Below are 22,574 nucleotides of genomic sequence, written 5' to 3'. Positions count from 1 at the left end.
CCCCAGTGTTCCCCGGGCCGGTCAGTGGCCGTGCCGTACCGCGTAGATCATGACGAACGCCACAATGTGGATGCCGAAGAGGAAGTACGCCAGGAAGTACCAGACCTGGCGCTCGTCCTTCGTCTCCTGGGCCAGCCGCCGCTTCTCGGCCGAGGCCGGCGCCGACGGGTCCGAGGCCGGCATCGGCTCGGGGCTCGGTTCCGCCATCACAGCTCCCTGTGGACCTTGGTGTTCGACGCCTGCGCGCGGGGGCGCAGGACCAGCAGGTCGACGTTGACGTGGCTGGGCCGGGTGACCGCCCAGGCGATGGTCTCCGCCACGTCGTCGGCGGTGAGGGGGTCGGCCACGCCCTGGTAGACCTTGTCCGCCTTCTCCCGGTCGCCGCCGAACCGGGTGAGGGCGAACTCCTCCGTCTTCACCATGCCGGGGGCGATCTCGATCACGCGGACCGGCTTGCCGACGATCTCCAGGCGGAGCGTCTCCGCGAGGACGTGCGCGCCGTGCTTGGCGGCGACGTAGCCCGCGCCGCCCTCGTACGTGCCGTGTCCGGCCGTCGACGACACCACGACCACCGTGCCGTCGCCGCTCGCCTCCAGCTTGGGCAGCAGCGCCTGGGTGACATGGAGGGTGCCGAGGACGTTGGTCTCGTACATCGTGCGCCACTCGTCCGGGTCACCGGTGGCCACCGGGTCGGCCCCGAGCGCGCCGCCCGCGTTGTTGACCAGGACGCCGATCGTCCTGAACGCGGTGGCGAACTCGTCCACCGCCGCGCGGTCCGTGACGTCCAGCCGGTACGCGGTCGCCGAACCGCCGGCCTCGTTGATCTCCTTGGCCAGCGCCTCGATGCGGTCCTCGCGGCGGGCGGTGAGCACGACGCGGTAGCCGGCGGCGGCGAGCTGCCGGGCCGTGGCGGCGCCGATGCCGCTGCTCGCGCCGGTCACTACGGCGATGCGGGACGGGGTGGCGGGGGCCATGGGCTGCTCCTCGGCGGGGTGTGCGGTCCCGGCCCAGGATAGGCGGCGGGCGACGGGGGTGGGTCTGGTGTTCGAGCGCGTGGGGTCGGTGGCGTCACGAGCCGCTTCTCGGGGCCCACATGATCACCGCCATGCCGGTCAGGCAGATCACGGCGCCCGTCACGTCCCAGCGGTCGGGGCGGTAGCCGTCCGCGACGGCGCCCCACAGCAGCGAGCCGGCGACGAAGACGCCGCCGTACGCGGCCAGCACGCGGCCGAAGTGGGCGTCGGGCTGGAAGGTGGCGACGAAGCCGTAGGCGCCGAGGGCGAGGACGCCGCCGCTGATCCACAGCCAGCCCCGGTGCTCGCGCAGCCCCTGCCACACAAGCCAGGCCCCGCCGATCTCGAACAGCGCGGCGACGACGAAGAGGGCGGCGGAGCGGAGGATCTGCATGGTGTCGAGACTCCCAGACGTCACCTGATGGAGGGCGCCTGCCTCTCGCCTCGCGGGGGATACATGCGTACGACCCGGTGAGGGTGTCGGCTGACGAGGAGTGGATGGCATGCGCGGGACGAGGCTGCTGGGCGTGACGGCGGCGACGGCGCTGGCGGCGGGCGCACTGGCGGCCGGCCCGGCGCGGGCGGAGGAGGCACCGCAGGCGGACCTCGCCTACCACGGGTACGCGCTGCTGGCCGGCGGGCGGCTGGAGATGCGCCTCACCGCGCAGAACCACGGGCCCGCACCGGTCGCCGACGCCACCGTACGGCTGCGCTGGTCGGTGCCGCTCGCCAAGCGGACACAGCGGCTGCCCGACGGGTGCGTGCGGACGGCGGCCCGGGACGTGGTGTGCCGGACGGGTGAGCTGGACGCCGACGCGTGGGGCGAGCGGATGGCGTTCGGCGTGTGGCTGCGGGGGCGGCCGACCGAGGTGCTGCTGGAGATCGACACGGTGTGGAGCGGGGGGTCCGTGGACGTCAACCGGGGCAACGACCGGCAGCGGGTGCTGGTGCTGGACACGGGGGATCGGTACCACTTCTGAGGCGGGGCGTGGGGGGACGGTTCGCTGGCCGGGTGGCCGGGTGGCCGGGTGGCCGGGTGGCCGGGTGGCCGGGTGGCCGGGGGGCCGGGCCGTGGGGCTCGGTGGTCGGGTGGCTGGGTGGCTGGGTGGCGGGGGCCGTGGGGCTCGGTGGTCGGGTGGCTCGGGGCCCGGGCCGGTGGTCGGGAGGCCCGGCGCGGGAGGTCCGGTGGTCGGCAGGCCCGGTGGTCGTGCGGGCGGGCCCGTTGCCCTGCGGACGCCGGATTGCCCGGTGACCTGCGGTCCGGCCGGCCCCGCGGCGGCCCGGTGCCCCCGGTCGGTGGGCCGGCCGGACCGGCTGTCCATGGCCGGTGGGGTCAGCGGGTCGCCTCCGCGTACGTGGTCGGGGGTATGCCCACCGTCGCTGTGAAGTCGCGGGTCAGATGGGCCTGGTCGGCGTAGCCGAGGTCGGCGGCGAGGGTGGGCCAGTCGACGCCGTGGTCGGTCTCGGCGCGTTCCAGGGCCTCGTGGATGCGGTAGCGCAGGACGACCCACTTCGGCGGCACCCCCACGTACTCGGCGAACAGCCGCTGCAGAAGACGGACCGAGAGGCCGGCGTCACGGGCGAGGTCGGTGACCCGGCGGATCGACCGGTCGGTGCGGACCCGGTCGACCAGAGCCGTCGCCAGCTCGGCGCGGGGGTCGGGCCGGGGGCCCAGGGAGAGCAGGTGGGCGTCCAGCGCGGCCACCCGGGCGTCGTCGTCCTGCGGGTCCAGGACCGGGGCGGGATCGGTGCCGGTCAGCCGCAGACGCCGGCCCGTCCAGTGGCTGACCGGCCGGCCGGGGGAGAAGGGGCGGAAGCCGCCCGGGCGGAACTGGACCCCGCAGACCCGGCCGCGCCCCTCCAGCCGCTGCGTGAACAGGCCGAGACCCACGCCGGACACCTCGGCGAAGGGCGCCCGGTGGTCGTACCGCTGGAAGACGATGTTGACCGACGGGTGCGGGACGACCCGCGAGACGTGCGGCTCGGACAGGTCCCAGTCGATGAGCCAGTAGTGCTCCAGGTACGGAGCGAGGGGCGCGGCGGGCTCGCGGCGGCGGAACCGCACGCGGGCGAACAGTCGCGCGGCGTCGACGATGCCTCGGGTGTCGCGGCGGGGAGCGGCCATGACGGGATCGTAGGGCGGGGCACTGACACCGATGCCGGGACAACCGGGCCGGGCCCGGCCGCCGACCGCTCCGAGCTGCGGCGGAGCCCGGTTGTGACGGTGAGAGGCCGGTAAGAGGAGGCTGAACGGCCGACGGCGTTGGCAGACTGGGAGCGTGGCGCAGAACGTTCTCCTCGCTGAAGACGACCGGGCGATCCGGCACGCCCTGGAACGTGCCCTCACCCTGGAGGGCTACCGGGTCACGGCGGTCGCCGACGGGGTGGAGGCGCTGGCCCACGCCCACAAGAGCCCGCCCGACGTGCTCGTCCTGGACGTGATGATGCCGGGCATCGACGGGCTGCAGGTTGCCCGGGTGCTGCGGGCCGAGGGGGACCGCACGCCGATCCTCATGCTGACCGCGCTGGTGGAGACCGCCGACCGGATCGCCGGCCTGGACGCCGGGGCCGACGACTACGTGGTCAAGCCGTTCGACATCGAGGAGGTCTTCGCCCGGCTGCGCGCCCTGCTGCGGCGGGCCGGCCCCGCCTCCGCCCCGGCCGCCGACGCCGCCGCCCCGGCCGGCGAGACGCCCCCCGCCGCCGCCCCCACCCGGTACGTCGAGGCCGCCGGGCTGCGGATGGACCCGCAGGCGCGCCGGGTGTGGCGCGGCGGGCGCGAGCTGGAGCTGACGCGCACCGAGTTCGAACTGCTGGAACTGCTCGTGCGCAACGCGGGCATCGTGCTCGACCACTCCACGATCTACGACCGGATCTGGGGGTACGACTTCGGGCCCGGCTCGAAGAACCTCGCCGTCTACGTCGGCTACCTGCGCCGCAAGCTCGACGAGCCCGGCGCCCCCCAGCTGATCCACACCGTGCGGGGCGTGGGCTACGTGCTGCGGGAGTCCTGAGTGGGCGGTCGGCCGCCCTGGCGGCGCCGCAGGCTGGTGTCGCTCGGTACGACCTTCGCCGTCTCCTTCGCGTCCGTCACCGCCGCGGTGACCGTGCTCGTCGGGATCCTCTCCTACAACGCCGCCGCCCGGCTGGTCCGCGTCGACCAGCAGACGGTGTTCGACGAGGTGGTGCAGGACGTCCGCTACGAGGTGCGGCGGCGCACCATGACCCCCGAGGACTTCTCCTCCGCGCCCGGACACGACCTGGTCCGCCCGGCCCGCACCGATGTGCAGGTCCTCGCCGCGGACGGCAGCGTGATCGACCCCGGCAGCCCCGCCCTGCCGGTCGCGGCGGCCGACCGGGCCACGGCGGGGGCGGGCGGCGCGGGCGTCGTGGCCGTCCACAAGGACGTCGGGGTCGACGGCGACGTGTACCGCGTCGCCACCGTCTCCCTCGGCGGTGGACGGGGCGCGGTGCAGGTCGCGCAGCAGTTCAGCGACACCGAGGACCTGCTGCGGGCGCTCCAGCGGCGCACGCTCGTCCTGATGACGGCGGTCGTCACGGCCGCCGGGCTGTTCGGCTGGTGGCTGGCCCGCCGGATCACCCGCCGGCTGGTGGTGCTCACCACCGCCGCCGAGGACGTCGCCCGCACCCGGCGGCTCGGTGTGCCGGTGCCGGTCACCGGCTCCGACGAGGTGGGCCGGCTCGGCCGCGCCTTCGACCGCATGCTGGGCCGGCTCGCCCAGTCGGAGGAGGACCAGCGTCGGCTGGTGCAGAACGCCGGGCACGAGCTGCGGACGCCGCTGACCTCGCTGCGGACCAACATCTCGCTGCTGCGGCGCATCGACGAACTGCCGCCCGGCAGCCGCGAGGAACTCGTCGCCGACCTCGCCGAGGAGGCCCGGGAACTGACCGACCTGGTCAACGAACTCGTCGAGCTGGCCGCCGGGCAGTCGGACACCGAGCCGGCGCGCCGGCTCGACCTCGCCGACCTCGCCGACGAGGTCGCGGCGGTGGCCCGGCGCCGTACCGGGCGGGAGATCGTGGTGCGGGCGAGCGGGGACACCACCACCGACGGGCGGCCGGGACTGCTGACCCGGGCCGTGTCCAACCTGGTGGAGAACGCCGCCAAGTTCGACCGGGACGGCACCGCGCCGATCGAGATCGACGTCCGCGGGCCGTCGGTGCCCGCGGGTCCGGCGCGGCGCGGGACGGTGCGGGTCGCCGTGCTGGACCGCGGGCCCGGTATCGCCGACACCGATCTGACCCGGGTCTTCGACCGCTTCTACCGCGCCGCCGACGCCCGTTCCCTGCCCGGGTCGGGTCTCGGCCTGTCCATCGTCCGCGAGGTGGCCCTCGCCCATGGCGGCACCCAGTTCGCCTTCGGCCGCGACGGGGGCGGCACGGTCATCGGGTTCACGGTCGGCGGCGGGGGGCCGCGGGAGCGTGACGGGGAGGAGTGACGAGGGTCCGGGGCCCTGCCGGGGACGGGCCGGGGCCGTCCGGCCCGATGCGCGGCGCGCCGGACGGGCGCAGGCTGGAGGGGGCCCGGGAGGGACCCGGCCGGGATTCAGGAGGAGCCACATGGTGCAAGCCGTCGTCGTGGGAGTGGACGGGTCGCCGGCCGCGCTGGCCGCCGTCGAGACCGCCGCGCACGAGGCCGCGCTGCGCGGGACGAGCCTGCGCCTGGTGCACGCCTTCGGCTGGCCGTCGGTGCACGTGCCGCCCCGCGCGGCGCCGTGGAACCCCACCACGGCCGGGGTGCGCGAGCTGGTGGACGGCACGCTCGCCGAGGCCGAATCGCGCGCCCGCGAGGCCGAGCCGCGGCTGGAGATCGACCGCGAGGTCACCGTCGGCGAACCCGTGATGGTGCTGGAGCTGGAGTCGCGCACCGCCTCGCTGGTCGTGGTCGGCAGCCGGGGCCGGGGCGCCTTCGGAAGCCTGCTGCTGGGCTCCACCGCGGTTCACCTGTCCGCCCACGGCCACAGCCCCGTCCTCGTGGTACGCGGCCGGCCCGAGCCGGCCGGCCCGGTGCTGCTCGCGGTCGACGGTTCGCCGGCGGGGGAGGCGGCGGTCGGGTTCGCCTTCGCCGAGGCGGCCATGCGCGGCGTCGACCTGCTCGCCCTGCACGTGTGGAACACCCGGACCGAACGGGCCTACGAGGGCCCCGGGGACCCCCTGAACGTGGTCGTCGACATCGACCGCCTCCAGCAGGAGGAACAGCGGCTGCTGGACGACACGATCGCCCGGTGGCAGAGCCGCCGGCCCGAGGTGCGCGTGGAACGCCGACTGGTGCGCTCCCGGGTTCGGCACGCCCTGATCGAGGCCAGCGCCGAGGCCCAGCTGCTGGTGACCGGCGCCCGCGGCCACGGCGGCTTCACCGGCCTGCTGCTCGGCTCCGTCAGCCAGGCCCTGCTCCACCACGCCGACTGCCCGGTCGCGGTGGTCCGCGGCGAGGGCTGAACCGGGGCGTCGGCAGCCCGGCGGGGCGTTGCCACGCCGGCCGGGCCGGGGCGGCGTACGCCGGAGCGCGCCGCACGTAGTGCCTCCGGGCTGTCCGTCCCGGCGTGCCCGGCAGCGCCGTTCCGGGCTGTCCGTCCCGGCGTGCCCCGGCAGCGCCGCTCCGGGCCGCGTACCCCGGACGGCCCCCATCCGCTCGTGCGCCGCCCGGCGCCGGGCGAGGGTGGCACTGGCCGAGTCCGCCGCCGGGCCGCCGTTTCCGTCCGCCGTTTCCGTCGCGCCGTCGTCCCGGCGCCGCACCGACGGCCCGGCGCCCGCCCGGAGACCGAGGGAGACCGCGATGCCCCTGAACACCGACACCAAGCCGGCCGAACCGGCTGTGGCGAAGGCCAACGAGGCCGTCCGGCGGCGCTTCCCGTTCGACGACACCCAGGACCTGAAGGACGCGCGGCGCGGCTTCATGGGCACGGCGGCGGACCCGGTGATCCGGGACGGCGAGGGGCGCACGGTGTGGGACCTCGACGCGTACGGCTTCCTCGCACAGGACTGCCCGGCCACCGCCAACCCCAGCCTGTGGCGGCAGAGCCGGCTCTGCTCGGACCACGGTCTGTTCGAGGTCACCGAGGGCATCTACCAGGTGCGCGGCTTCGACCTGTCCAACATGACGGTCGTCGAGGGCGGGCGCGGTGTCCTCGTCATCGACCCGCTGCTGTGCGCGGAGACCGCCGCCGCGGGGCTCGCCCTGTACCGGGCCCACCGGGGTGAGCGGCCGGTGACGGCCGTGCTGTACACCCACAGCCACGCCGACCACTTCGGCGGCGTACGCGGTGTGATCACCGACGAGGACGTGGAGCGCGGCGTCCCGGTGTTCGCCCCGCAGGGCTTCCTCGCGCACGCCGTCAGCGAGAACGTCTACGCCGGTACGGCGATGAGCCGCCGCGCCGCCTACATGTACGGTGCCGCCCTGCCGAAGGGCGAGCGCGGGCAGATCGGCGCCGGACTCGGCCAGACCGTCTCCACCGGCACGGTCGGCCTGATCCCGCCGACCGCCTCCATCACGCGCACCGGGCAGACCGAGACGGTCGACGGCATCCGCATGGTCTTCCAGCTCACCCCCGGCACCGAGGCCCCCGCCGAGCTGAACCTGCACTTCCCCGACCACGCGGCCCTGTGCATGGCGGAGAACGCCACCCACAACCTGCACAACCTGCTCACGCTGCGCGGCGCCGAGGTCCGCGACCCGCGGGTCTGGGCCCGCTACCTCACCGAGGCCATCGGTCTCTTCGCCCACTCCTCCGACGTCGCCTTCGCCTCCCACCACTGGCCGGTGTGGGGCCGTGACCGGGTCGTCGGCTTCCTGTCCGAGCAGCGCGACCTGTACGCCTATCTGCACGACCAGACCCTGCGCATGCTCAACCAGGGCCTGACGGCGGCGGAGATCGCCGAGCGCATGCAGTTGCCGCCCGCGCTGGAGCGGTCCTGGCACACCCACGGCTACTACGGCTCGGTCAGCCACAACACCAAGGCGGTGTACCAGCGTTACCTGGGCTGGTTCGACGGCAACCCGGCCCACCTGTGGGAGCACCCACCGGTCGAGTCCGCCCGCCGGTACGTCGCGTTCATGGGCGGTGCCGACGAAGTCCTGCGCCGGGCCCGGCAGTCGTACGCCGACGGCGACTTCCGCTGGGTCGCCCAGGTCGTCAACCACGTCGTCTTCGCCGACCCGGACAACGCCGAGGCCCGCGCCCTGCAGGCCGACGCCCTCGAACAGCTCGGCTACGGCAGTGAGAACGGCACCTGGCGCAACTTCTACCTCATGGGCGCGCTCGAACTGCGGCACGGCTCCGTGGGCACCCCCACCGCCAGCAACTCGCCCGACCTGATGACCGCGCTGACCCTCGACCAGCTCTTCGACGCGCTGGCCATCCGGGTGGACGGGCCGCGCAGCTGGGAGGCCGACATCACGGTGCGCTGGAACCTGACGGGCGGTGAACGCGTCACCCTGCGGCTGCGCAACGGTGTCCTCACCCACGTCACGGGCGCCGGGCCGGCCGCCGCCGACCCGGACGTCGAGATCACCCTCGCCGAGGCGGACCTGCGCGCCGTCCTGGCCGGCGTGCTCGCCCCCGCCGACCTGGCGGCCCGTGACGGGGTCACGGTCGGCGGCGACCTCGGCAGGCTCACCGAGCTCCTCGGGCATCTGAGTGATCCCGACCCGGACTTCGCCCTCGTGACCCCGTGACCCGGCGACCCCGGTCGAGCGGTTCATGGCGCATCCCGGCACCCTTGTCCTGATCATGGCGGCCGCCGTGCTCGCGCCGCTCCTTGCGGAGGGCGTGGCACGCCGGATCCGCGTCCCCCTGGTCATCTTCGAGATCGGCCTCGGCATCCTCCTCGGACCGGATGTGCTCGGCTGGGCCGGCCCCGACCAGGTCGTGAGCACCCTGTCCCACCTGGGGCTGGCCATGCTGATCTTCCTCGCCGGCTACGAGATCGACTTCCTGGCGGTCCGCGGCTCGCCGCTGCGCCGGTCGGTGGCGGCCTGGCTGGTGTCCCTGGCCGTCGGCATCGGGCTGGGCCTGCTGGTGGGCGGCGGCGACCGGTACGAGGCGTACGTCGTCGGCACCGCGCTGACCAGCACCGCGCTCGGGACGGTGCTGCCGATCCTGCGCGACGAGCGCATGCTGCGGACGCCCTTCGGCACGCTGATGTCGGCGTTCGGCGCCATCGGCGAGTTCGGCCCGGTGGTGGCCATGGCGCTGCTGCTCAGCGGGCGCCGGCCGGCTCAGTCCGCGGCCCTGCTCGTCGTGTTCGCGGCGATCACCGCCGGCGCCGTGTGGTGGGCGCTGCGGCCCCGGACGCCGTGGTTCTCCCGGCTGGTGGAGAAGACCCTGCACACCAGCGGGCAGTTCGCGGTCCGCTTCGTGATGCTGCTGCTGGCCGGCATGCTGGCGCTGGCCGAGGCGTTCGGCCTGGACATCCTGCTCGGCGCGTTCGCCGCCGGTCTCCTCACCCGCCTCGTCCTGCGCGGCGCCCCGCCCGCCCACGGCGCCGAGATCTTCGGCAAGGTCGAGGCGATGGGCTTCGGCTTCCTCGTCCCGCTGTTCTACGTCGTCACCGGCATCGAGTTCGACCTGGCCGCCCTGCTGGACGGCGGGCGGGCCCTGCTGCTGGTCCCGGTGTTCCTGCTGCTGTTCCTGCTGGTGCGCGGCGGCCCGGTGTACCTGTTCGCGCCGCGCGGCCTCGGCCGGGCCGAGCGGGTGGCGCTCACCCTCTTCACGTCCACCTGCCTGCCGCTCGTCGTGGCCATCACCACCATCGGCGTGGACCAGAAGGTCATCGGCACGGACGAGGCCGCCGCCCTGGTCGGCGCCGCCATGCTGTCCGTGCTCCTGCTGCCCCTGCCGGCACTGCGGCTCCTGCACGGCCGGGGCCGGGCGGAGCCGCCGTCCCTGCCGACGACCGAGGCGGAGGCTTGGTGAACGCCGTGCCCCGGCCGTCGTGCACCGTCGGCAACGCGCGCTCCGGTACCGGCGCCCGTAGATTGAGGACCAGTCGGCGGGGGCGGGAAGGGAGTGCTGCCAGTGGCCTCGCAGGTCGACCACGCCGCGTTGTTCGCCGCGACACCGAGCCCCTACCTGGTCCTCGACCCGCACCTGGTCATCGTCGACGTGAACCGCGCCTATCTGACGGCCACCGGACGCACCCGCGACGACCTCCTCGGCCGCCACATCTTCACCGCGTTCCCCGACAACCCGGCCGATCCGGAGGCCACCGGGGTGCGCAACCTGCGCGCCTCCCTGGACCGGGTGCTGGTGACCCGCCGGGCCGACACCATGGTGCTGCAGAAGTACGACATCCCGGTCGCGGGCCGGCCCGGGACGTTCGACGAGCGCTGGTGGTCGCCGGTGAACACGCCCGTCCTCGGCTCGGACGGCCAGGTGGCCTACATCATCCACTGGGTGGAGGACGTCACCGTCTTCGTCAAGGAGCACCAGGCGCTCGCCCCGGACAGCATCCGGGTGGGCCGGCGCCTGGAGGAGGCCCAGGCCCTGCACGCCGAGCTGTACACCCGGGCCCGCGAGGTGCAGCGGCTGAACGAGGAGCTGCGGCAGGCGCACACCCGCGAACGCAAGGTCGCCGTCACCCTGCAGCAAGCCATGCTGCGCACCCCCGACCTGGACCACCACCGTGATGTCGCGGTGCGCTACCTGCCCGCCGCGGGCTCCCTCAACGTGTGCGGCGACTGGTACGACGTCGTCGACATCCCGCCCGACCGGCTCGCCGTCGCGGTCGGCGACGTCATCGGCCACGGACTGGAGGCGGCGGCCGTCATGGGCATGCTGCGCGCCGCCCTGTCCGCCGCCATCCGCGCCCTGGAGCGCCCGGCGCAGGCCCTGGAGGTGCTCGGCCTGTACGCCCGGTCGGTAGAGGGGGCGCTCGGCACCACCGCCTTCAAAGCGATCATCGACGCCCGCAGCCGGCTCATCACCTACAGCAGCGCCGGCCATCCGCCGCCGGTGCTCGTCCGCCCCGACGGCGGCTGGGACTTCCTGGACCGGGCCACCGACCCACCGCTCGGCGCCCGGCCGCAGCACGTCCCGCGCCCCCAGTCGAGCGCGTCCTACCGGCCCGGGGACACCCTGGTGCTCTACACCGACGGGCTCATCGAGCGCCGCGGCGAGGACATCGACGTCGGCCTGCGCCGGCTGACCGACGTACTCGGCGAGTACGCCGGCCGGCTCGGCGCCGAACAGCTCGCGGACACCGTCCTGGACCGCCTCGGCGTCCGCGGCGGCGGCCGGGACGACGTCGCGCTGATCGTCGTACGGCTCTGAACGGCCTCTGAACGGCCCCGGCCGCCGCCGGTGGGGTCAGTCCTCGTAGGCCAGCAGCGCCATCATCCCGGCCTCCCCGTGGTACGCGTTGTGGCAGTGCAGCAGCCACCGGCCGGGGTTGTCCGCGTCGAAGAAGACCGACACCGTCCTCCCGGGCAGCACGATCGCGGTGTCCTTGCGGGGCCCGTCGGCGCCGAGCTGGTAGGTGTGGCCGTGCAGGTGCACCGGGTGCCACATCCCGGTGGAGTTGACGAAGTCCAGCCGGACGCGCTGCCCCTCGGCCACGGTGATCGGCCGGCGGGCCGGGTCGTCCATGTCGAACCGCTCGCCGTTGATCGCCCAGTCGTACGCCATCATGCCGCCGGTCAGCTCGACGCGGTGGACCCGGTCGGCCTTCCCCGACGGCAGCCGGACGTCGTCCGCGGCCTTCAGCCGGGACCCGGTCGCGACCGCCCCCTCCAGTTCCCCGGGCCGGAAGTCCGCCACCGGGGCGGCGCCGGAACCGGTGCGGACGAGAGCCCGCCCGACGGCGTTCTTCCCCTCCGCCAGGGCGACCAGCGGGAAGACGCCGTCGCCGAGGGTGACCAGCACGTCGTAGCGTTCGCCCATGCCGATCAGCAGGGCGTCGGCCTCCTGGTGCCGGACGGGGAAGCCGTCGGTGTGGGTGACGGTCATCCGGTGCCCGCCGAGGGCCACGCGGTACGCGGTGTCGCCCCCGGCGTTGACCAGCCGCAGCCGGACCCGCCGGCCGGGGGCGCTCCGCAGGACCTGCGGGTCGCCCGGAACCCGGCCGTTGACCAGGTGGTACGGGTACCTCACATCGCCGGCGTCCCCGCCCAGCAGCGGGCTCTCCGCCCCCATCAGCATGTGCTTCATCGCCATGCCGCCGCCGTGCATCGCGCCCATGCCCCGCTTCAGCTCGGCGTAGACCTCGTCCGGGGTGCCCGCGACTCCGTCCAGCCAGTCGTCCAGCACGACGACCCACTCGTCGTCGTACGACAGCGGTTCGTTGGGGTCCTCCACGATCAGCGGTGCGTACAGGCCCCGGTCCAGCTGGAGGCCGACGTGCGGGTGGAAGAAGTAGGTGCCCGGCGCGTCGGCGAGGAAGCGGTAGGTGAAGTCCTGGCCGGAGGCGACGGCCGTCTGGGTGACGGGCGGTACGCCGTCCATGTCGTTGCGCAGGGCGATGCCGTGCCAGTGGACGGAGGTGGTGGTCCGGTCGGGGAGGCGGTTGGACAGTGTGGCGGCGACCAGGTCACCGGCCGAGACCCGCAGCTCCTCGCCGGGCGTCCGGCCGGCGAAGGCCCAGGTGCCGGCCGTGACACCGCCGCCCAGCTCCACCGGGGCCGGCGCGGCGACCAGGCTCACCTCGTGCGTCCGGCCGGTCCGGTTCCGCTTGCCGTCCGCCGCGCCGACCGCGGCACCGGACGGGCTGACCAGGGCGGGCCGGCCGGCGCCGGAGCCACCGCCACAGGCGGCGAGCACACCGGCGCCGGCGACACCGAGCCCGGCCAGGAGGAAGGAGCGGCGGCCGGGGGTGCTTCCAGGGGTTTCGCTCACACGGGTGCTGTTCACAGGGGCGTGGGCGGGGGTGCTGTGCGCAGGGGTGTTGTTCACGGGGGCCTCTTCTCACGATGCGTTTCGCTGTGGTGGCTGACGGTCACGGCGGCGCGTCCGGGGACATGTGTGCCCGGGGGAGGCGGAACCCTGACAGGGGCCTACGGCCCTCGAACGAGGACAGGGGGCTCCCCGTGGACGTGCGCGGCCGTGGGCGCGCTCTACAGCAGCAGTCGGGAGAGGACGGAGAGATCGGGTGGCGCCCGCCCCACCGTTCCCGGCATGCCGGGCCCGCCGGCCAGGCGCCCGGCCCGGGCCGGAGCCCGCCCGGCGATGGCCCCGGCCGGCGGCAGGATCTTGACCGTGTCGACCCCGGCGGCTGAGCAGTGCTGCCCCGCCGAGCCCGAACAGGGTCCGCCGTCGCCGATGGCGACCGGAACGGGGGCCACGGCGGTGGCGGTGGCGGTGACCTGCGACGGCGCGGACGCGCCGGGGGCGGGGGACACGTGAGCGGAAGGGCCGGAGGGACCGGAGGCGCGGTGCGGCGTGGAGGGACCGGAAGGGTGGTGCGGCGTGGAGGGACCGGAGGCGCGATGCGGCGCGGAGGCCGGCGCCGCATGACTCACCGGCGCGGACGTCTCGTGGTGCACGAGCACCGCGAGCACCGCGAGCACCGCGACGACGGCGGCCCGCGCCCAGGACGCGACGACAGGCCGGGCGGTGTGCCGGTCCCTCGCCGCGGCGGGTGCCGCCGCTGTCGTCGTCGTCATGTGATCCGTCCGTGCTGGATGTTTCCGGGCAGGGTCAATGTACCCGGGGGAGGTACCCTCCGCCGCGCCGGAGGGAAGGCCCGGGCCGAAGGGCCCTGCGCCTTGACCGCTTCGGCCCATGACGTCCCGCCGGGAGAGGGCGACGGTGAAGGGGAGGGCAGGGGCGCCCCCGCAGCCGCCGGAGCCGCGCTCCCCTGTCACGAAGAGGCGGTGAGCACCGTGATGTTCTGGTATGACCACGACGTCGGCGGCTGGGGCTGGTTCGCGATGTCGGCCGGCATGATCCTCTTCTGGGCCGTCCTCATCACCTTCGGCGTCCTGCTCTTCCGCGCCCTGTCCCACCCGGACACGCCCCCGCCGCCCCCCGCCGGACCCGGCGCTCCGGAACAACTTCTCGCCGAGCGCTTCGCACGCGGGGAGATCGACGAGGACGAGTACCAGCGGCGTCTGGGGATTCTGCAGAACACCCCGGGCCGGAGGAAGTGACGCCGTCGGCTACCGGGCGAAGGCCTTGCCGCGGTGCGCGTCGGCGCCGCACATGCGCTTCTCCGTCGCCGTCATCTTGCGGGAGTTGACGACGAGTGAGTTGGTGACGCCGTCCGTCCCGTTGGGCGCCGGGCTGGTGACGGTGTCACCGAAGAACCAGTAGTAGTGGCCCCACTTCGGACTGTCGTAGTGGGTCTGCCACGTGCCCGAGACCTGCCGCATCACCTGGGCGCGGGAGATCCAGCCGACCTCACCGGGCCGCACCGTCATGGTGAGCGAGCTGCTCTCCGAGTGGGACGTGGACCAGCTGTGGTTGTAGCTGGCGGTCACACTCAGGTCCACGATCCCGGCGATCTTGCCGCCCGTCGTGACCGAGACGCCCAGCGAGTCGCTCGACCCCACGGTGTCGTTCCAGGTCACCGACTGGGTGGCGGTGGAGCTGCTGCAGTTGTAGAGGTGGTCGGAGACCTTGTGGAACCCTCCGAGGTAGGCCTTGCCGACCGTGGGGGAGTTGAACGTGCACTTGCCCACGCCGGACGCGCAGTCCGTCAGGAGCTGCCGGCGGGTCGGCTGCTCGTCGGCCACCGCGGACGGTGCCGCCGCCAGCGCGAGTCCGCCGACGGTCACCAGGGGCACCAGACGTCCGGCGTAGCGCCGGAAGCGATTCGAGGTCATCTGCTGTCGTCACCTCTTGCGTCAAGGGGGGTCGGTGGACCGGGGCACTCGTGCCGGCGGCCGCCTTCGGGACGGCCGTACCGGTCCACCGCCTGTTGCAGAGCGAGACAGCTCCCACCCCGTGCAGGTGCAGTCAGATCACGCCAATCATCGTACTGATCCAGCCAGTTGACCGCTTCGGGCGGAACGGGCCCCGTTGCGCCCGGTAGGCGTCACTTTCCGGTCAACTCTTCCCCGGTGCGGGCGCCGGCGGCCCCGACGGCCGCGGGCCCGGGCGCACGGCGGGGCACGGGGGTACCGCGTCGTCCGGTCGGCGCGCGCCGGGGGCGCTCCGCTGACCGATCATCACCGGTCCGGCGCCGACACGCGGCTACCAGGCGGTAGCTTCTTCGCACTCGTGATCCGGACCGACCGTCGAGGTCCGCGACCCGCCTCCGTCGAAGGACCTCCGTGCACCGCCAGTTCCGCCGTGTCATGGCCCCGGCCGCAGTCCTGTCCGCAGCCCTGGCCACGCTGGGCGCCCCGCCCGCCCACGCCGCCGGCACCAGTACCACTGCCGGCACCAGCCCCAGCACCAACGTCGGCGCCGACTCCGGCGCCCCTGTCGGCACCCCGCATCTCGACCGGGTCGAGGACGTCCTTCGGCAGGTGTCGCCCGGCCTGGAGGGCAGGGTGTGGGGGCGGAGCGCCGGCAACACCCTCGCCGCGGAGCCCGGCGACCCGGCCGGCTGGCTGCTGCAGACCCCGGGCTGCTGGGGCGATGCCTCCTGCGCACACCGCACAGGCTCCCGGAAGCTGCTGTCGGCCATGGTCCGCGACATCTCACGTGCCCGGCGCACCGTGGACATCTCCTCGCTCGCCCCGCTGCCCGACGGGGCGTTCAACGACGCGATCGCCGACGGGCTCCGGGCGTCGGTGGCCGCCGGTCACCGGCTCAAGGTCCGCGTCCTCGTCGGTGCGGCCCCGCTCTACCACGCCGACGTCATCCCGTCCGTGTACAAGAACGACCTGCTCGACCGGCTCGGTGACGCGGCGGACGCCGTCACCCTCGACGTCGCCTCCATGACGACGTCGAAGACCGCCTTCTCCTGGAACCACTCCAAACTCGTCGTGGTCGACGGCGAGTCGGTGATCACCGGTGGGATCAACGACTGGAAGGGCGACTATCTCGACACCTCCCACCCGGTCACGGACGTCGACCTGGCCCTGCGCGGCCCCGCCGCCCGCACCGCGGGCGCCTACCTGGACACCCTGTGGGACTGGACCTGCCGCAACGCGGGCAACCCCGCGAAGGTGTGGCTGGCCACCTCCGGACACGCCCCGTGCATGGCCTCGCTCGAACGCGACGCCAACCCCGGGCCCGCCCCGGCCGACGGCACGACACCCGTCATCGCCGTGGGCGGTCTCGGGGTCGGCATCGAGGACCGCGACCCCGCCTCGTCGTTCGCGCTCCCTGCCATGGCCTCGCCCAGGGACGCCACCTGCTTCCCCCGCGTGCTGGGCGACCGCACCAACACCGACCGCGACTACGACACGGTCAACCCCGAGGAGAGCGCGCTGCGCGCCCTGATCGCCAGTGCCCGTGACCACGTGGAGATCTCCCAGCAGGACCTCAACTCCACGTGCCCTCCGCTGCCCCGCTACGACGTCCGCCTGTACGACACCCTGGCGGCCAGGCTCGCCGCGGGCGTGAAGGTCAGGATCGTCGTCAGCGACCCGGCCAACCGCGGCCTGATCGGCAGCGGCGGCTACTCGCAGATCAAGTCCCTCACCGAGATCAGCGACACGCTCCGCGACCGCCTGACCCTCGCGACGGGCAGCACGGCCGACGCCGACCGGGTGATGTGCGCCAACCTGCAACTGGCCTCGTTCCGCGCGGCCGGCCCGGGCACCTGGGCGGACGGCAAGCCCTACGCCCTGCACCACAAGCTGATCTCCGTCGACGACTCGGCCTTCTACATCGGCTCGAAGAACCTCTACCCGTCCTGGCTCCAGGACTTCGGCTACATCGTCGAGGACCCGGCCGCCGCACGGCAGCTGGAGCGGGACCTCCTCGACCCGGAGTGGCAGCACTCCCGCCACACGGCGACCTACGACCACAGCACGGGCACGTGCCCCCGCTGACGCCGACGCCGTAGCCCGCCCACGGGAGCCCCGCTCCCCGGGCGAGCGCGGGGCCCCGGCCGGGCCCCTCCCGAGGGACTTCGATCGGCGGTTCGCGCACCGCGCCCGGTGGGTGCACGCGCTAGCTTGCCCGCAGTGGACGGCCACTGCGGGCTCCCGCTCCCAGGGGCGGAGACAGGCAAGTCATGCGGTTGACGCGTACGGCACACGGGCTGCGGGCCTCGCTGCGCAACAACGGGCAGGCCTACGGGTTCTCCGTGGTGATCACCGCCGCCCTCGGCTTGCTGAACACCGAGGCCAAGGTCTCCGGATCAGCGCACTTCGTCTACTTCGCGCTGGGCGCGGCCCTCGCGTTCAGCCTGCTGGAGGCCGTCGCGTCCGTCGGCCTCCGACGCCCGCTGGAGCAGGAGCCCGGCACGGTCACCGCGCTGGGCATCTCGCTGAGCCTGATGTCCGTGGGCGCCTCGGCCACCCTCGCCTGGGGCATCGCCTATTTCCTCGGCGGCGTGGCCGCCTGGCCGGTGACGGCGCTCGCGGTGTCCGTCGCCTACCCGCTGATGGCGGGCGTGGAGCTCGCCTTCGCGCAACGAGCGCAGGAATCGTCCTCACGCGGCGGGGAGACCGGACGCCAGACGGCCCGGGAGGAAGACGAACGCCGGGGCTAGGAGACGAGAAGCTCGTCGTGCACATGTCGGTGGGCGATCTGCAACGCGCCTTGTGCATTCGCTCGGCGATGCCCTGCTTGCGCCATCGGAAGCGCACCATGACCTGGAAGTCGGCGCTCGCCCACTCAGCGCTTCGACTGCGTTGCCTGACGAGCGACGTACAGAACTGGCACGCGACCGTGCCCGTCTTTCAGGTCAGGCAGTCGTGGCAGGGCGCGGTTCGCCGTGGAAGACCTGCCGGGTATGCCAGTCGAGGTGAACCGCAGCAACAGGGTGTGAGCCGGGCTGTGGTCCGATGAGCGGGCGGCCCGCGAGGGCTATGACGTGCTCGCGGGCGGCAGGGCTGTGGCCGACGAAGCGTTGTGAGACCAGGATGCGTTGGCCGTCTCCCACGCCGAGGACGCCCTTGTCGAAGAGCTTGTGGTGCAGCGCGCACAGGCACAGCCCGTTCTCGATCTCGTCGGGTCCGCCGAACGCCCACCAGCGCACGTGAGCGGCCTCCAGCCCGACCGGTACCGCGCCGATCCTGCCGTCGTATCCGCAGAAGGCACACTGGTACTCGTAGGCGGTCAGCACGAGTTCCCGCAGCGTCCGGTCCCGCTGTCTGCGTACAGCGGAGAGTCGCTCGGACTCCGTCGGTTCCAGGTCGAGGCCGACGGCTTCGCACAGTTCCCCGTGCAGGGAGGGCGGGAAGTGCAGGTCGAGCAGCGATCGCGCGATTCTGCCGAGCAGGTCCGGATCGCGTCGCAGGGCGGCTCTCATGTCCGGCGCGAGCCGGCCGGTGGCGCCCGTCTCGCGGAGGTCCCGTACTCCGCTGCCGGGGCTGCCCGGTCCGCGATCGGTGCGGACCTCCCATACGCCGTCGCTGACCAGGTGGTGGAACGGGTAGGCGGGCGTCGTCTTGTGAGGCGGGCCGTACTCGGTCAGCAGGCGCTGCAGGTCGTGCTCCACGGCGGTGTATCGCAAACCTTCGTCGGCGTCCCTCTGGAACCGGCCGAGGGCGTACAGGAGCAGCAGCGGCTTGTGCGGAGCGCGAGTTCCGCCTTTGGTCCACTGCCTCAGCTCGGCGATCCGCTCCAGCCAGTCCATGGCCGCTGATCGTAGACGGGCTGTCGGCGACGGGGGAACGAGATCTTCGACGACAGCCCGCTGACCACGAAACCCCAGCTCAGGGCCACACAAGGCAATAAGGCTGATGCCCCGCCTCATGCAACCGATGGCTGAAATCCTGCCACTCGTGCAGCGAATGGGAGGGGCCGGGGGAATCTGGGGTTTCTTGTTGAAATGTGCGCTGAGCTGCGGAGACACCTCTACGTAGTTCTCACCGTTCTACGCCGTTTCCCATGCCCATGTGCCCTGGATGTGCCCTCGCGGTCTCACAATGCCCTGGTCAGGTCACTCCTGGAAACCGAGGGCTCACCGCGCTCGCTTCACGCGGGCCCCGTCCCACACCGGCTCCGCTGTCTCCACCACCTCGCCGTCTGCGCGGAACAGGAGGAAGCGGTTGAAGGAGCGGGCGAGCCAACGGTCGTGGGTCACGGCGATCACAGTTCCGTCGAACTCGCTGATCGCCTGCTGCAGGGCCTCGGCCGACACCAGGTCGAGGTTGTCGGTCGGCTCGTCCAGCAGCAGGAGCGTGGCACCGCCGAGCTCCAGCAGGAGGATCTGGAATCGGGCCTGTTGTCCTCCGGAGAGAGCCTCGAACCGGCGGTCCGCCGCGTCGGCCAGTTCGTAGCGGGAGAGCGCTCGCGCTGCAGTAGCCCGGTCGATCCCCTCCCGCGTCCCGTGCCCGCGGCCGAGGATCTCGGCCAGTGTGCGGCCCTCCCAGTCGGCGTGCTGGTGGGTCTGTGCGAAGTGGCCCGGCACCACGCGAGCGCCGAGTCTCGACTCACCGGTGTGGTCGAGGCTCTCACCGGCGAGCAGCCGCAGCAGGTGACTCTTGCCGGAGCCGTTCGAGCCGAGCACCGCGACCCGGTCGCCCAGGAACACGTCGAGGTCGAACGGACGCATGAGGCCGGTCAGTTCCAGCCGGTTGCAGGTGACCACGCGCGTGCCGGTGCGCCCGCCCGCCAGCCGGGGCACCACGCGCTGCTTGCGCGGCAGTTCGGGTGGCCGGCCCGCCTCCTCGTACTTCCTCAGCCGGGTCTGGGCCGCACGGTAGCGGGCGGCCATGGCCGGACTGACCTTGGCCTGCTCGCCGAGCGTGTGCACGAGTTCCTTGAGCCGGTCGTGCTCCTCGTCCCATCGGCGATGCAGCTCTTCGAGACGTTCCCTGCGGGCTGTCCGGGCTTCCTTCCAACTGGCGAACGAACCGCCGTGGACCCAGCAGCCGCGGCCCTCCAACGTGACCACCTTGGTCGCCACGTTGCCCAAGAACTCCCGGTCGTGGCTGACCAGCAGGACCGCCTTGTCCGTCTCCTGCAACCGCTGCTCAAGCCATTGCTTGCCAGCCACGTCCAGGTAGTTGTCGGGCTCGTCGAGGACGAGGACCTGCTCGCGTCCACGCAGCAGCGCTTCCAGGGCGAGGCGCTTCTGCTCCCCGCCGGAGAGGGTGTTGACCTCGCGGAACCGTGCGCGCTCGTAGGGGATGCCGAGGGCCGCTATGGTCACGACGTCCCACAACACCTCCATGTCGTAACCGCCGGCCTCGCCCCATTCGGTCAGCGCCTCCGCATACTGCATCTGGGTGGCTTCGTCGTCCTGCTCCATCATCTTCAGTTCGGCGGTGTCGAGGGCCGCCGCGATCCGGGCGAGCCGGGACGGGGCCGTGGCGAGGAGCAGGTCACGCACAGTCGAGGAGTCCCTCAGCGATCCGATGAACTGTGGCATCACCGCGAGGCCGCCTTGGACGGTGACGCTCCCGTCCTGCGGTGTCAGGGCGCCGGACGCGATGTTGACGAGGGTCGACTTACCCGCGCCGTTGTGGCCGATGAGTGCTGCCACCTCGCCTGAGCTCAACGAGAAGCTCACGTCCCGGAAGAGCGTCCTGCCGTCGTCGACTGTGTACCGAACACCGTTGAACTGAAGAAAGCCCATGAGTGAGGAGTAGATCTCTCTGTCGCGATGGCCTGCCGACGGCACTCTCATGAACGCGGCATGGGCCATTCCGTTGCATAGCTCTTGCAGCTTGCCTCTGCCGGGGTGAGCGAAGCAAGACAGCACCTGTGTCGCTTGAATAATGCCTCCCCTGGACTGGACTGCCGCTTTTCCCTGTCCAGTCGATAGGCAAACGGACCACATCCGGCCACTTCCATATGTCTGTTTCGTCCACCCCTCAGGGTTTTGCAGTGTGTGTGACGTAGATCATGCATGTCGTTTCTTCTTGACGGTTTTTGGTGACGCGTGATGGCGTGATCACCTGGGATTTCGAGGGGGGGTGAATTCGAATGAACAACATCGAGGAGACCATCGAGGTCGTCGCGGCTGCTGAGGTCGACGAGGAGCTCGACTTCGAGCAGGTGACGCTCAATGAGCAGCTTGCTTTCGTCAACCGCTGCTAATGCGGTGGCATGCCGGGTTCGCAGTCTGTGGATGTGTCCGCACTGCGAACCCGGTCATTGAATGGAAAACGGGGAGCAGTGAAATGAGCGCCACGATAGCATTCGCCCTCGACGCGATGCCGCTCACGCGTGACCTCCATCTCCCGGTGGACTACAGCGCTCGCTTCATCGCCGAAGGTGTTCTGGCGCCCCTCTTCGCCAGTGGTTCCGCCGTCAACTCTGCGGTCGAAGCATCTCCCCGCGAGGGTGGTGCGCGATGGCAGGTGCGACTCGATGAGGGCCTGCGCTGGTCGGACGGCGCACCCCTGCGTGCAGTGGACGCCGTACGCGGAATCGCCCATGCGCTCAAGCGCGGGTCGAATGCCGCCACGACATTCCTCGACCACTCCGGAAAAGCCGCGCCTGTGGTCGCGATCGACGAACGCACCGTGGAATACCGGTTCCGGCGGCCGATCACTTTCGCGCCTGAGTTGATGTCCATTCCGGACTTCGCGCCGCGTCGCCGCACGGAGGGGAAGGGTCTGTCCGGTGGTGTCGCGCTCGGCCCATTTGCCGTGGAGCGGTGGCAGGATCGGGAAATCGTGCTCCGGCGGAATCCCCACTGGGAACAGGTGGATCCGTGCCCGGACGAGCTGCGTTTCACCTGTATCGCCGAACCCGAGGAGGCCGTCCGGTCTTACTTGAGCGGCGCCATTGACATGACGGCCACCACTGGGTTCGGGGTGAAACAGGCCGCAGAATTCGCTGAGCATCCCCACGGAGTCCGGCGTCCCATAGCCGTCCATGGATCGCTCGACTTCGGACGAAGAGCCCAGGGGTTTCTGCATGCGCCGCAGGCCCGACGGGCCCTGGCCGGGCTCATCGACCGGGCTGCTCTGAGTTCGGCCACGCAGGCGCTGACCCGACCCTGGCTTCCGTCGACAGGCGTCTGGGAATCCGTCAGCCCGGCCGACCGGGACGCACTGCGTCGAGCGGCCAAAGACGGACTCGACATCGCCTACTCGGCATTTGCCCCCAACGCGGAGGCAGTGACCGAACTGGCCTCGCAGCTCGGTGCCTCCCTGGGTGTCGCCGTCACCACCACCGAGCTGACTTTCGCGCAGTACGTGCGCGCGTCGGCCGACCGGGACTTCTGCCTCCTCTACGCCCTGACATCGCCCGTCTTCGACCATCCAGCGGGATCCCTGTCCTTCTGGCGCTCGACCGGCCGTGCCGCCCGGCAGAGTGCCTTCGCCGACGAACGATTCGACGAGTTGCTGGATCTGGCGGAGGTCTGCGAGGACCCCACCGAGGCCGCACAGCGCTGGCGGGCGGCCGAGGAGCGGTGGTGGTGGACGGTTCCCAAGATCCCCCTGGTCCAGGTGTGCGCGTGGTTCCTCTGTTCACCGGGCCTGGCCGGCGCCCGGATCAGCGTGGACGGACTTCTCAGGTTCGAGCGGTTGCTCGACGGGTCGACCGGCTCCGGCCGCCTTCACCCGTGTGCAGGCGC

At 72.5% G+C, this 22,574-nt stretch carries 20 protein-coding genes; 11 read left to right on the top strand and 9 right to left on the bottom strand.

Annotated elements, in window-relative coordinates; genetic code table 11:
• Nucleotides 1–21: 21 nt before the first annotated feature.
• From ACSLTV_RS30875 to ACSLTV_RS30865, 3 genes are all read right to left on the bottom strand, one after another.
• The gene (locus tag ACSLTV_RS30875) at nucleotides 22–207 is read right to left on the bottom strand and encodes a hypothetical protein (protein ID WP_432134420.1); all 186 of its coding nucleotides are present in this window, start codon (nucleotides 205–207) and stop codon (nucleotides 22–24) included.
• Entirely contained in the window at nucleotides 207–974 is a 768-nt protein-coding gene (locus ACSLTV_RS30870; protein ID WP_435613311.1) for an SDR family NAD(P)-dependent oxidoreductase, read from the bottom strand. The genes ACSLTV_RS30875 and ACSLTV_RS30870 overlap by 1 nt, the downstream gene beginning before the upstream one ends.
• Nucleotides 975–1,068: 94 nt before the next feature.
• The gene (locus tag ACSLTV_RS30865; RefSeq protein WP_432134418.1) at nucleotides 1,069–1,407 is read right to left on the bottom strand and encodes a YnfA family protein; all 339 of its coding nucleotides are present in this window, start codon (nucleotides 1,405–1,407) and stop codon (nucleotides 1,069–1,071) included.
• A gap of 109 nt (nucleotides 1,408–1,516) precedes the next feature.
• Here ACSLTV_RS30865 and ACSLTV_RS30860 point away from each other — a divergent pair, with 109 nt between their 5' ends.
• A complete protein-coding gene (locus ACSLTV_RS30860) occupies nucleotides 1,517–1,993 on the top strand; it encodes a hypothetical protein (protein ID WP_432157589.1) in 477 nt (158 codons plus the stop codon).
• Nucleotides 1,994–2,346: 353 nt separating this feature from the next.
• Here ACSLTV_RS30860 and ACSLTV_RS30855 read toward each other — a convergent pair whose 3' ends face one another.
• The gene (locus tag ACSLTV_RS30855; protein WP_432134371.1) at nucleotides 2,347–3,138 is read right to left on the bottom strand and encodes an AraC family transcriptional regulator; all 792 of its coding nucleotides are present in this window, start codon (nucleotides 3,136–3,138) and stop codon (nucleotides 2,347–2,349) included.
• 154 nt (nucleotides 3,139–3,292) lie between these two features.
• On the opposite strand from ACSLTV_RS30855, the gene ACSLTV_RS30850 reads away from it, so the two are divergent.
• The 6 genes from ACSLTV_RS30850 (at nucleotide 3,293) to ACSLTV_RS30825 (ending at nucleotide 11,308) form a co-directional block, all read left to right on the top strand.
• Nucleotides 3,293–4,027: a response regulator transcription factor gene (locus tag ACSLTV_RS30850; protein WP_432157588.1), complete on the top strand. Its 735-nt coding sequence runs from the start codon at nucleotides 3,293–3,295 to the stop codon at nucleotides 4,025–4,027.
• On the top strand, nucleotides 4,028–5,473 hold the full coding sequence (locus ACSLTV_RS30845; RefSeq protein ID WP_432134369.1) for a HAMP domain-containing sensor histidine kinase: 1,446 nt from the start codon (nucleotides 4,028–4,030) through the stop codon (nucleotides 5,471–5,473). It begins immediately after the preceding gene.
• Nucleotides 5,474–5,594: 121 nt separating this feature from the next.
• Complete coding sequence (locus ACSLTV_RS30840) at nucleotides 5,595–6,473, top strand: universal stress protein (RefSeq protein ID WP_432157587.1); 879 nt, start codon at nucleotides 5,595–5,597, stop codon at nucleotides 6,471–6,473.
• A 337-nt stretch (nucleotides 6,474–6,810) separates the two neighbouring features.
• On the top strand, nucleotides 6,811–8,712 hold the full coding sequence (locus tag ACSLTV_RS30835; protein ID WP_432134367.1) for an alkyl/aryl-sulfatase: 1,902 nt from the start codon (nucleotides 6,811–6,813) through the stop codon (nucleotides 8,710–8,712).
• A gap of 25 nt (nucleotides 8,713–8,737) precedes the next feature.
• The gene (locus ACSLTV_RS30830; RefSeq protein WP_435613310.1) at nucleotides 8,738–9,952 is read left to right on the top strand and encodes a cation:proton antiporter; all 1,215 of its coding nucleotides are present in this window, start codon (nucleotides 8,738–8,740) and stop codon (nucleotides 9,950–9,952) included.
• A 102-nt stretch (nucleotides 9,953–10,054) separates the two neighbouring features.
• Complete coding sequence (locus tag ACSLTV_RS30825) at nucleotides 10,055–11,308, top strand: PP2C family protein-serine/threonine phosphatase (RefSeq protein ID WP_432157585.1); 1,254 nt, start codon at nucleotides 10,055–10,057, stop codon at nucleotides 11,306–11,308.
• Between the two features lie 36 nt (nucleotides 11,309–11,344).
• Here the strand turns inward: ACSLTV_RS30825 and ACSLTV_RS30820 are convergent, their stop codons facing one another.
• Together ACSLTV_RS30820 and ACSLTV_RS30815 are read right to left on the bottom strand one after the other, a co-directional pair.
• Entirely contained in the window at nucleotides 11,345–12,868 is a 1,524-nt protein-coding gene (locus tag ACSLTV_RS30820) for a multicopper oxidase family protein (RefSeq protein ID WP_435613309.1), read from the bottom strand.
• A 218-nt stretch (nucleotides 12,869–13,086) separates the two neighbouring features.
• Nucleotides 13,087–13,635: a hypothetical protein gene (locus ACSLTV_RS30815; RefSeq protein WP_435613308.1), complete on the bottom strand. Its 549-nt coding sequence runs from the start codon at nucleotides 13,633–13,635 to the stop codon at nucleotides 13,087–13,089.
• 219 nt (nucleotides 13,636–13,854) lie between these two features.
• Here ACSLTV_RS30815 and ACSLTV_RS30810 point away from each other — a divergent pair, with 219 nt between their 5' ends.
• Complete coding sequence (locus ACSLTV_RS30810; RefSeq protein ID WP_432134416.1) at nucleotides 13,855–14,121, top strand: SHOCT domain-containing protein; 267 nt, start codon at nucleotides 13,855–13,857, stop codon at nucleotides 14,119–14,121.
• A 9-nt stretch (nucleotides 14,122–14,130) separates the two neighbouring features.
• Here the strand turns inward: ACSLTV_RS30810 and ACSLTV_RS30805 are convergent, their stop codons facing one another.
• Nucleotides 14,131–14,796 (bottom strand): hypothetical protein, encoded by a 666-nt coding sequence (locus ACSLTV_RS30805; protein WP_432134363.1) that lies wholly within the window; start codon nucleotides 14,794–14,796, stop codon nucleotides 14,131–14,133.
• A 450-nt stretch (nucleotides 14,797–15,246) separates the two neighbouring features.
• Here ACSLTV_RS30805 and ACSLTV_RS30800 point away from each other — a divergent pair, with 450 nt between their 5' ends.
• Both ACSLTV_RS30800 and ACSLTV_RS30795 read left to right on the top strand, forming a co-directional pair.
• A complete protein-coding gene (locus tag ACSLTV_RS30800; RefSeq protein ID WP_432134362.1) occupies nucleotides 15,247–16,920 on the top strand; it encodes a phospholipase D-like domain-containing protein in 1,674 nt (557 codons plus the stop codon).
• Between the two features lie 185 nt (nucleotides 16,921–17,105).
• A complete protein-coding gene (locus tag ACSLTV_RS30795) occupies nucleotides 17,106–17,585 on the top strand; it encodes a hypothetical protein (RefSeq protein ID WP_435613307.1) in 480 nt (159 codons plus the stop codon).
• Between the two features lie 195 nt (nucleotides 17,586–17,780).
• On the opposite strand, the gene ACSLTV_RS30790 is transcribed toward ACSLTV_RS30795, so the two are convergent.
• Together ACSLTV_RS30790 and ACSLTV_RS30785 are read right to left on the bottom strand one after the other, a co-directional pair.
• Nucleotides 17,781–18,674 (bottom strand): phosphorothioated DNA-binding restriction endonuclease, encoded by an 894-nt coding sequence (locus ACSLTV_RS30790; protein WP_432157582.1) that lies wholly within the window; start codon nucleotides 18,672–18,674, stop codon nucleotides 17,781–17,783.
• A 327-nt stretch (nucleotides 18,675–19,001) separates the two neighbouring features.
• Nucleotides 19,002–20,621 carry an ABC-F family ATP-binding cassette domain-containing protein gene (locus ACSLTV_RS30785; RefSeq protein ID WP_432134359.1) on the bottom strand — a complete coding sequence of 540 codons (1,620 nt, stop codon included), beginning with the start codon at nucleotides 20,619–20,621 and terminating at the stop codon, nucleotides 19,002–19,004.
• 547 nt (nucleotides 20,622–21,168) lie between these two features.
• Here ACSLTV_RS30785 and ACSLTV_RS30780 point away from each other — a divergent pair.
• A partial coding sequence (locus ACSLTV_RS30780) for an ABC transporter substrate-binding protein (RefSeq protein WP_432134358.1) occupies nucleotides 21,169–22,574 on the top strand: 1,406 nt, incomplete at its 3' end.

Source organism: Streptomyces sp. bgisy159 (assembly GCF_965341775.1).
In the GTDB taxonomy this organism is placed as follows: domain Bacteria; phylum Actinomycetota; class Actinomycetes; order Streptomycetales; family Streptomycetaceae; genus Streptomyces.
The sequence above is the reverse complement of the archived record's forward strand: the minus strand, read 5'-3'. Positions and strand labels throughout refer to the sequence as shown.

What these genes read in the sequence shown, in the direction of transcription:
- ACSLTV_RS30875 (WP_432134420.1), bottom strand. Translation starts at nt 207, where the DNA reads ATGGCGGAACCGAGCCCCGAGCCGATGCCGGCCTCGGACCCGTCGGCG.
- ACSLTV_RS30865 (WP_432134418.1), bottom strand. Translation starts at nt 1,407, where the DNA reads ATGCAGATCCTCCGCTCCGCCGCCCTCTTCGTCGTCGCCGCGCTGTTC.
- ACSLTV_RS30835 (WP_432134367.1), top strand. Translation starts at nt 6,811, where the DNA reads ATGCCCCTGAACACCGACACCAAGCCGGCCGAACCGGCTGTGGCGAAG.
- ACSLTV_RS30785 (WP_432134359.1), bottom strand. Translation starts at nt 20,621, where the DNA reads ATGGGCTTTCTTCAGTTCAACGGTGTTCGGTACACAGTCGACGACGGC.
- ACSLTV_RS30790 (WP_432157582.1), bottom strand. Translation starts at nt 18,674, where the DNA reads ATGGACTGGCTGGAGCGGATCGCCGAGCTGAGGCAGTGGACCAAAGGC.
- ACSLTV_RS30860 (WP_432157589.1), top strand. Translation starts at nt 1,517, where the DNA reads ATGCGCGGGACGAGGCTGCTGGGCGTGACGGCGGCGACGGCGCTGGCG.
- ACSLTV_RS30840 (WP_432157587.1), top strand. Translation starts at nt 5,595, where the DNA reads ATGGTGCAAGCCGTCGTCGTGGGAGTGGACGGGTCGCCGGCCGCGCTG.
- ACSLTV_RS30855 (WP_432134371.1), bottom strand. Translation starts at nt 3,138, where the DNA reads ATGGCCGCTCCCCGCCGCGACACCCGAGGCATCGTCGACGCCGCGCGA.
- ACSLTV_RS30795 (WP_435613307.1), top strand. Translation starts at nt 17,106, where the DNA reads ATGCGGTTGACGCGTACGGCACACGGGCTGCGGGCCTCGCTGCGCAAC.
- ACSLTV_RS30805 (WP_432134363.1), bottom strand. Translation starts at nt 14,796, where the DNA reads ATGACCTCGAATCGCTTCCGGCGCTACGCCGGACGTCTGGTGCCCCTG.
- ACSLTV_RS30870 (WP_435613311.1), bottom strand. Translation starts at nt 974, where the DNA reads ATGGCCCCCGCCACCCCGTCCCGCATCGCCGTAGTGACCGGCGCGAGC.
- ACSLTV_RS30830 (WP_435613310.1), top strand. Translation starts at nt 8,738, where the DNA reads ATGGCGCATCCCGGCACCCTTGTCCTGATCATGGCGGCCGCCGTGCTC.
- ACSLTV_RS30815 (WP_435613308.1), bottom strand. Translation starts at nt 13,635, where the DNA reads ATGACGACGACGACAGCGGCGGCACCCGCCGCGGCGAGGGACCGGCAC.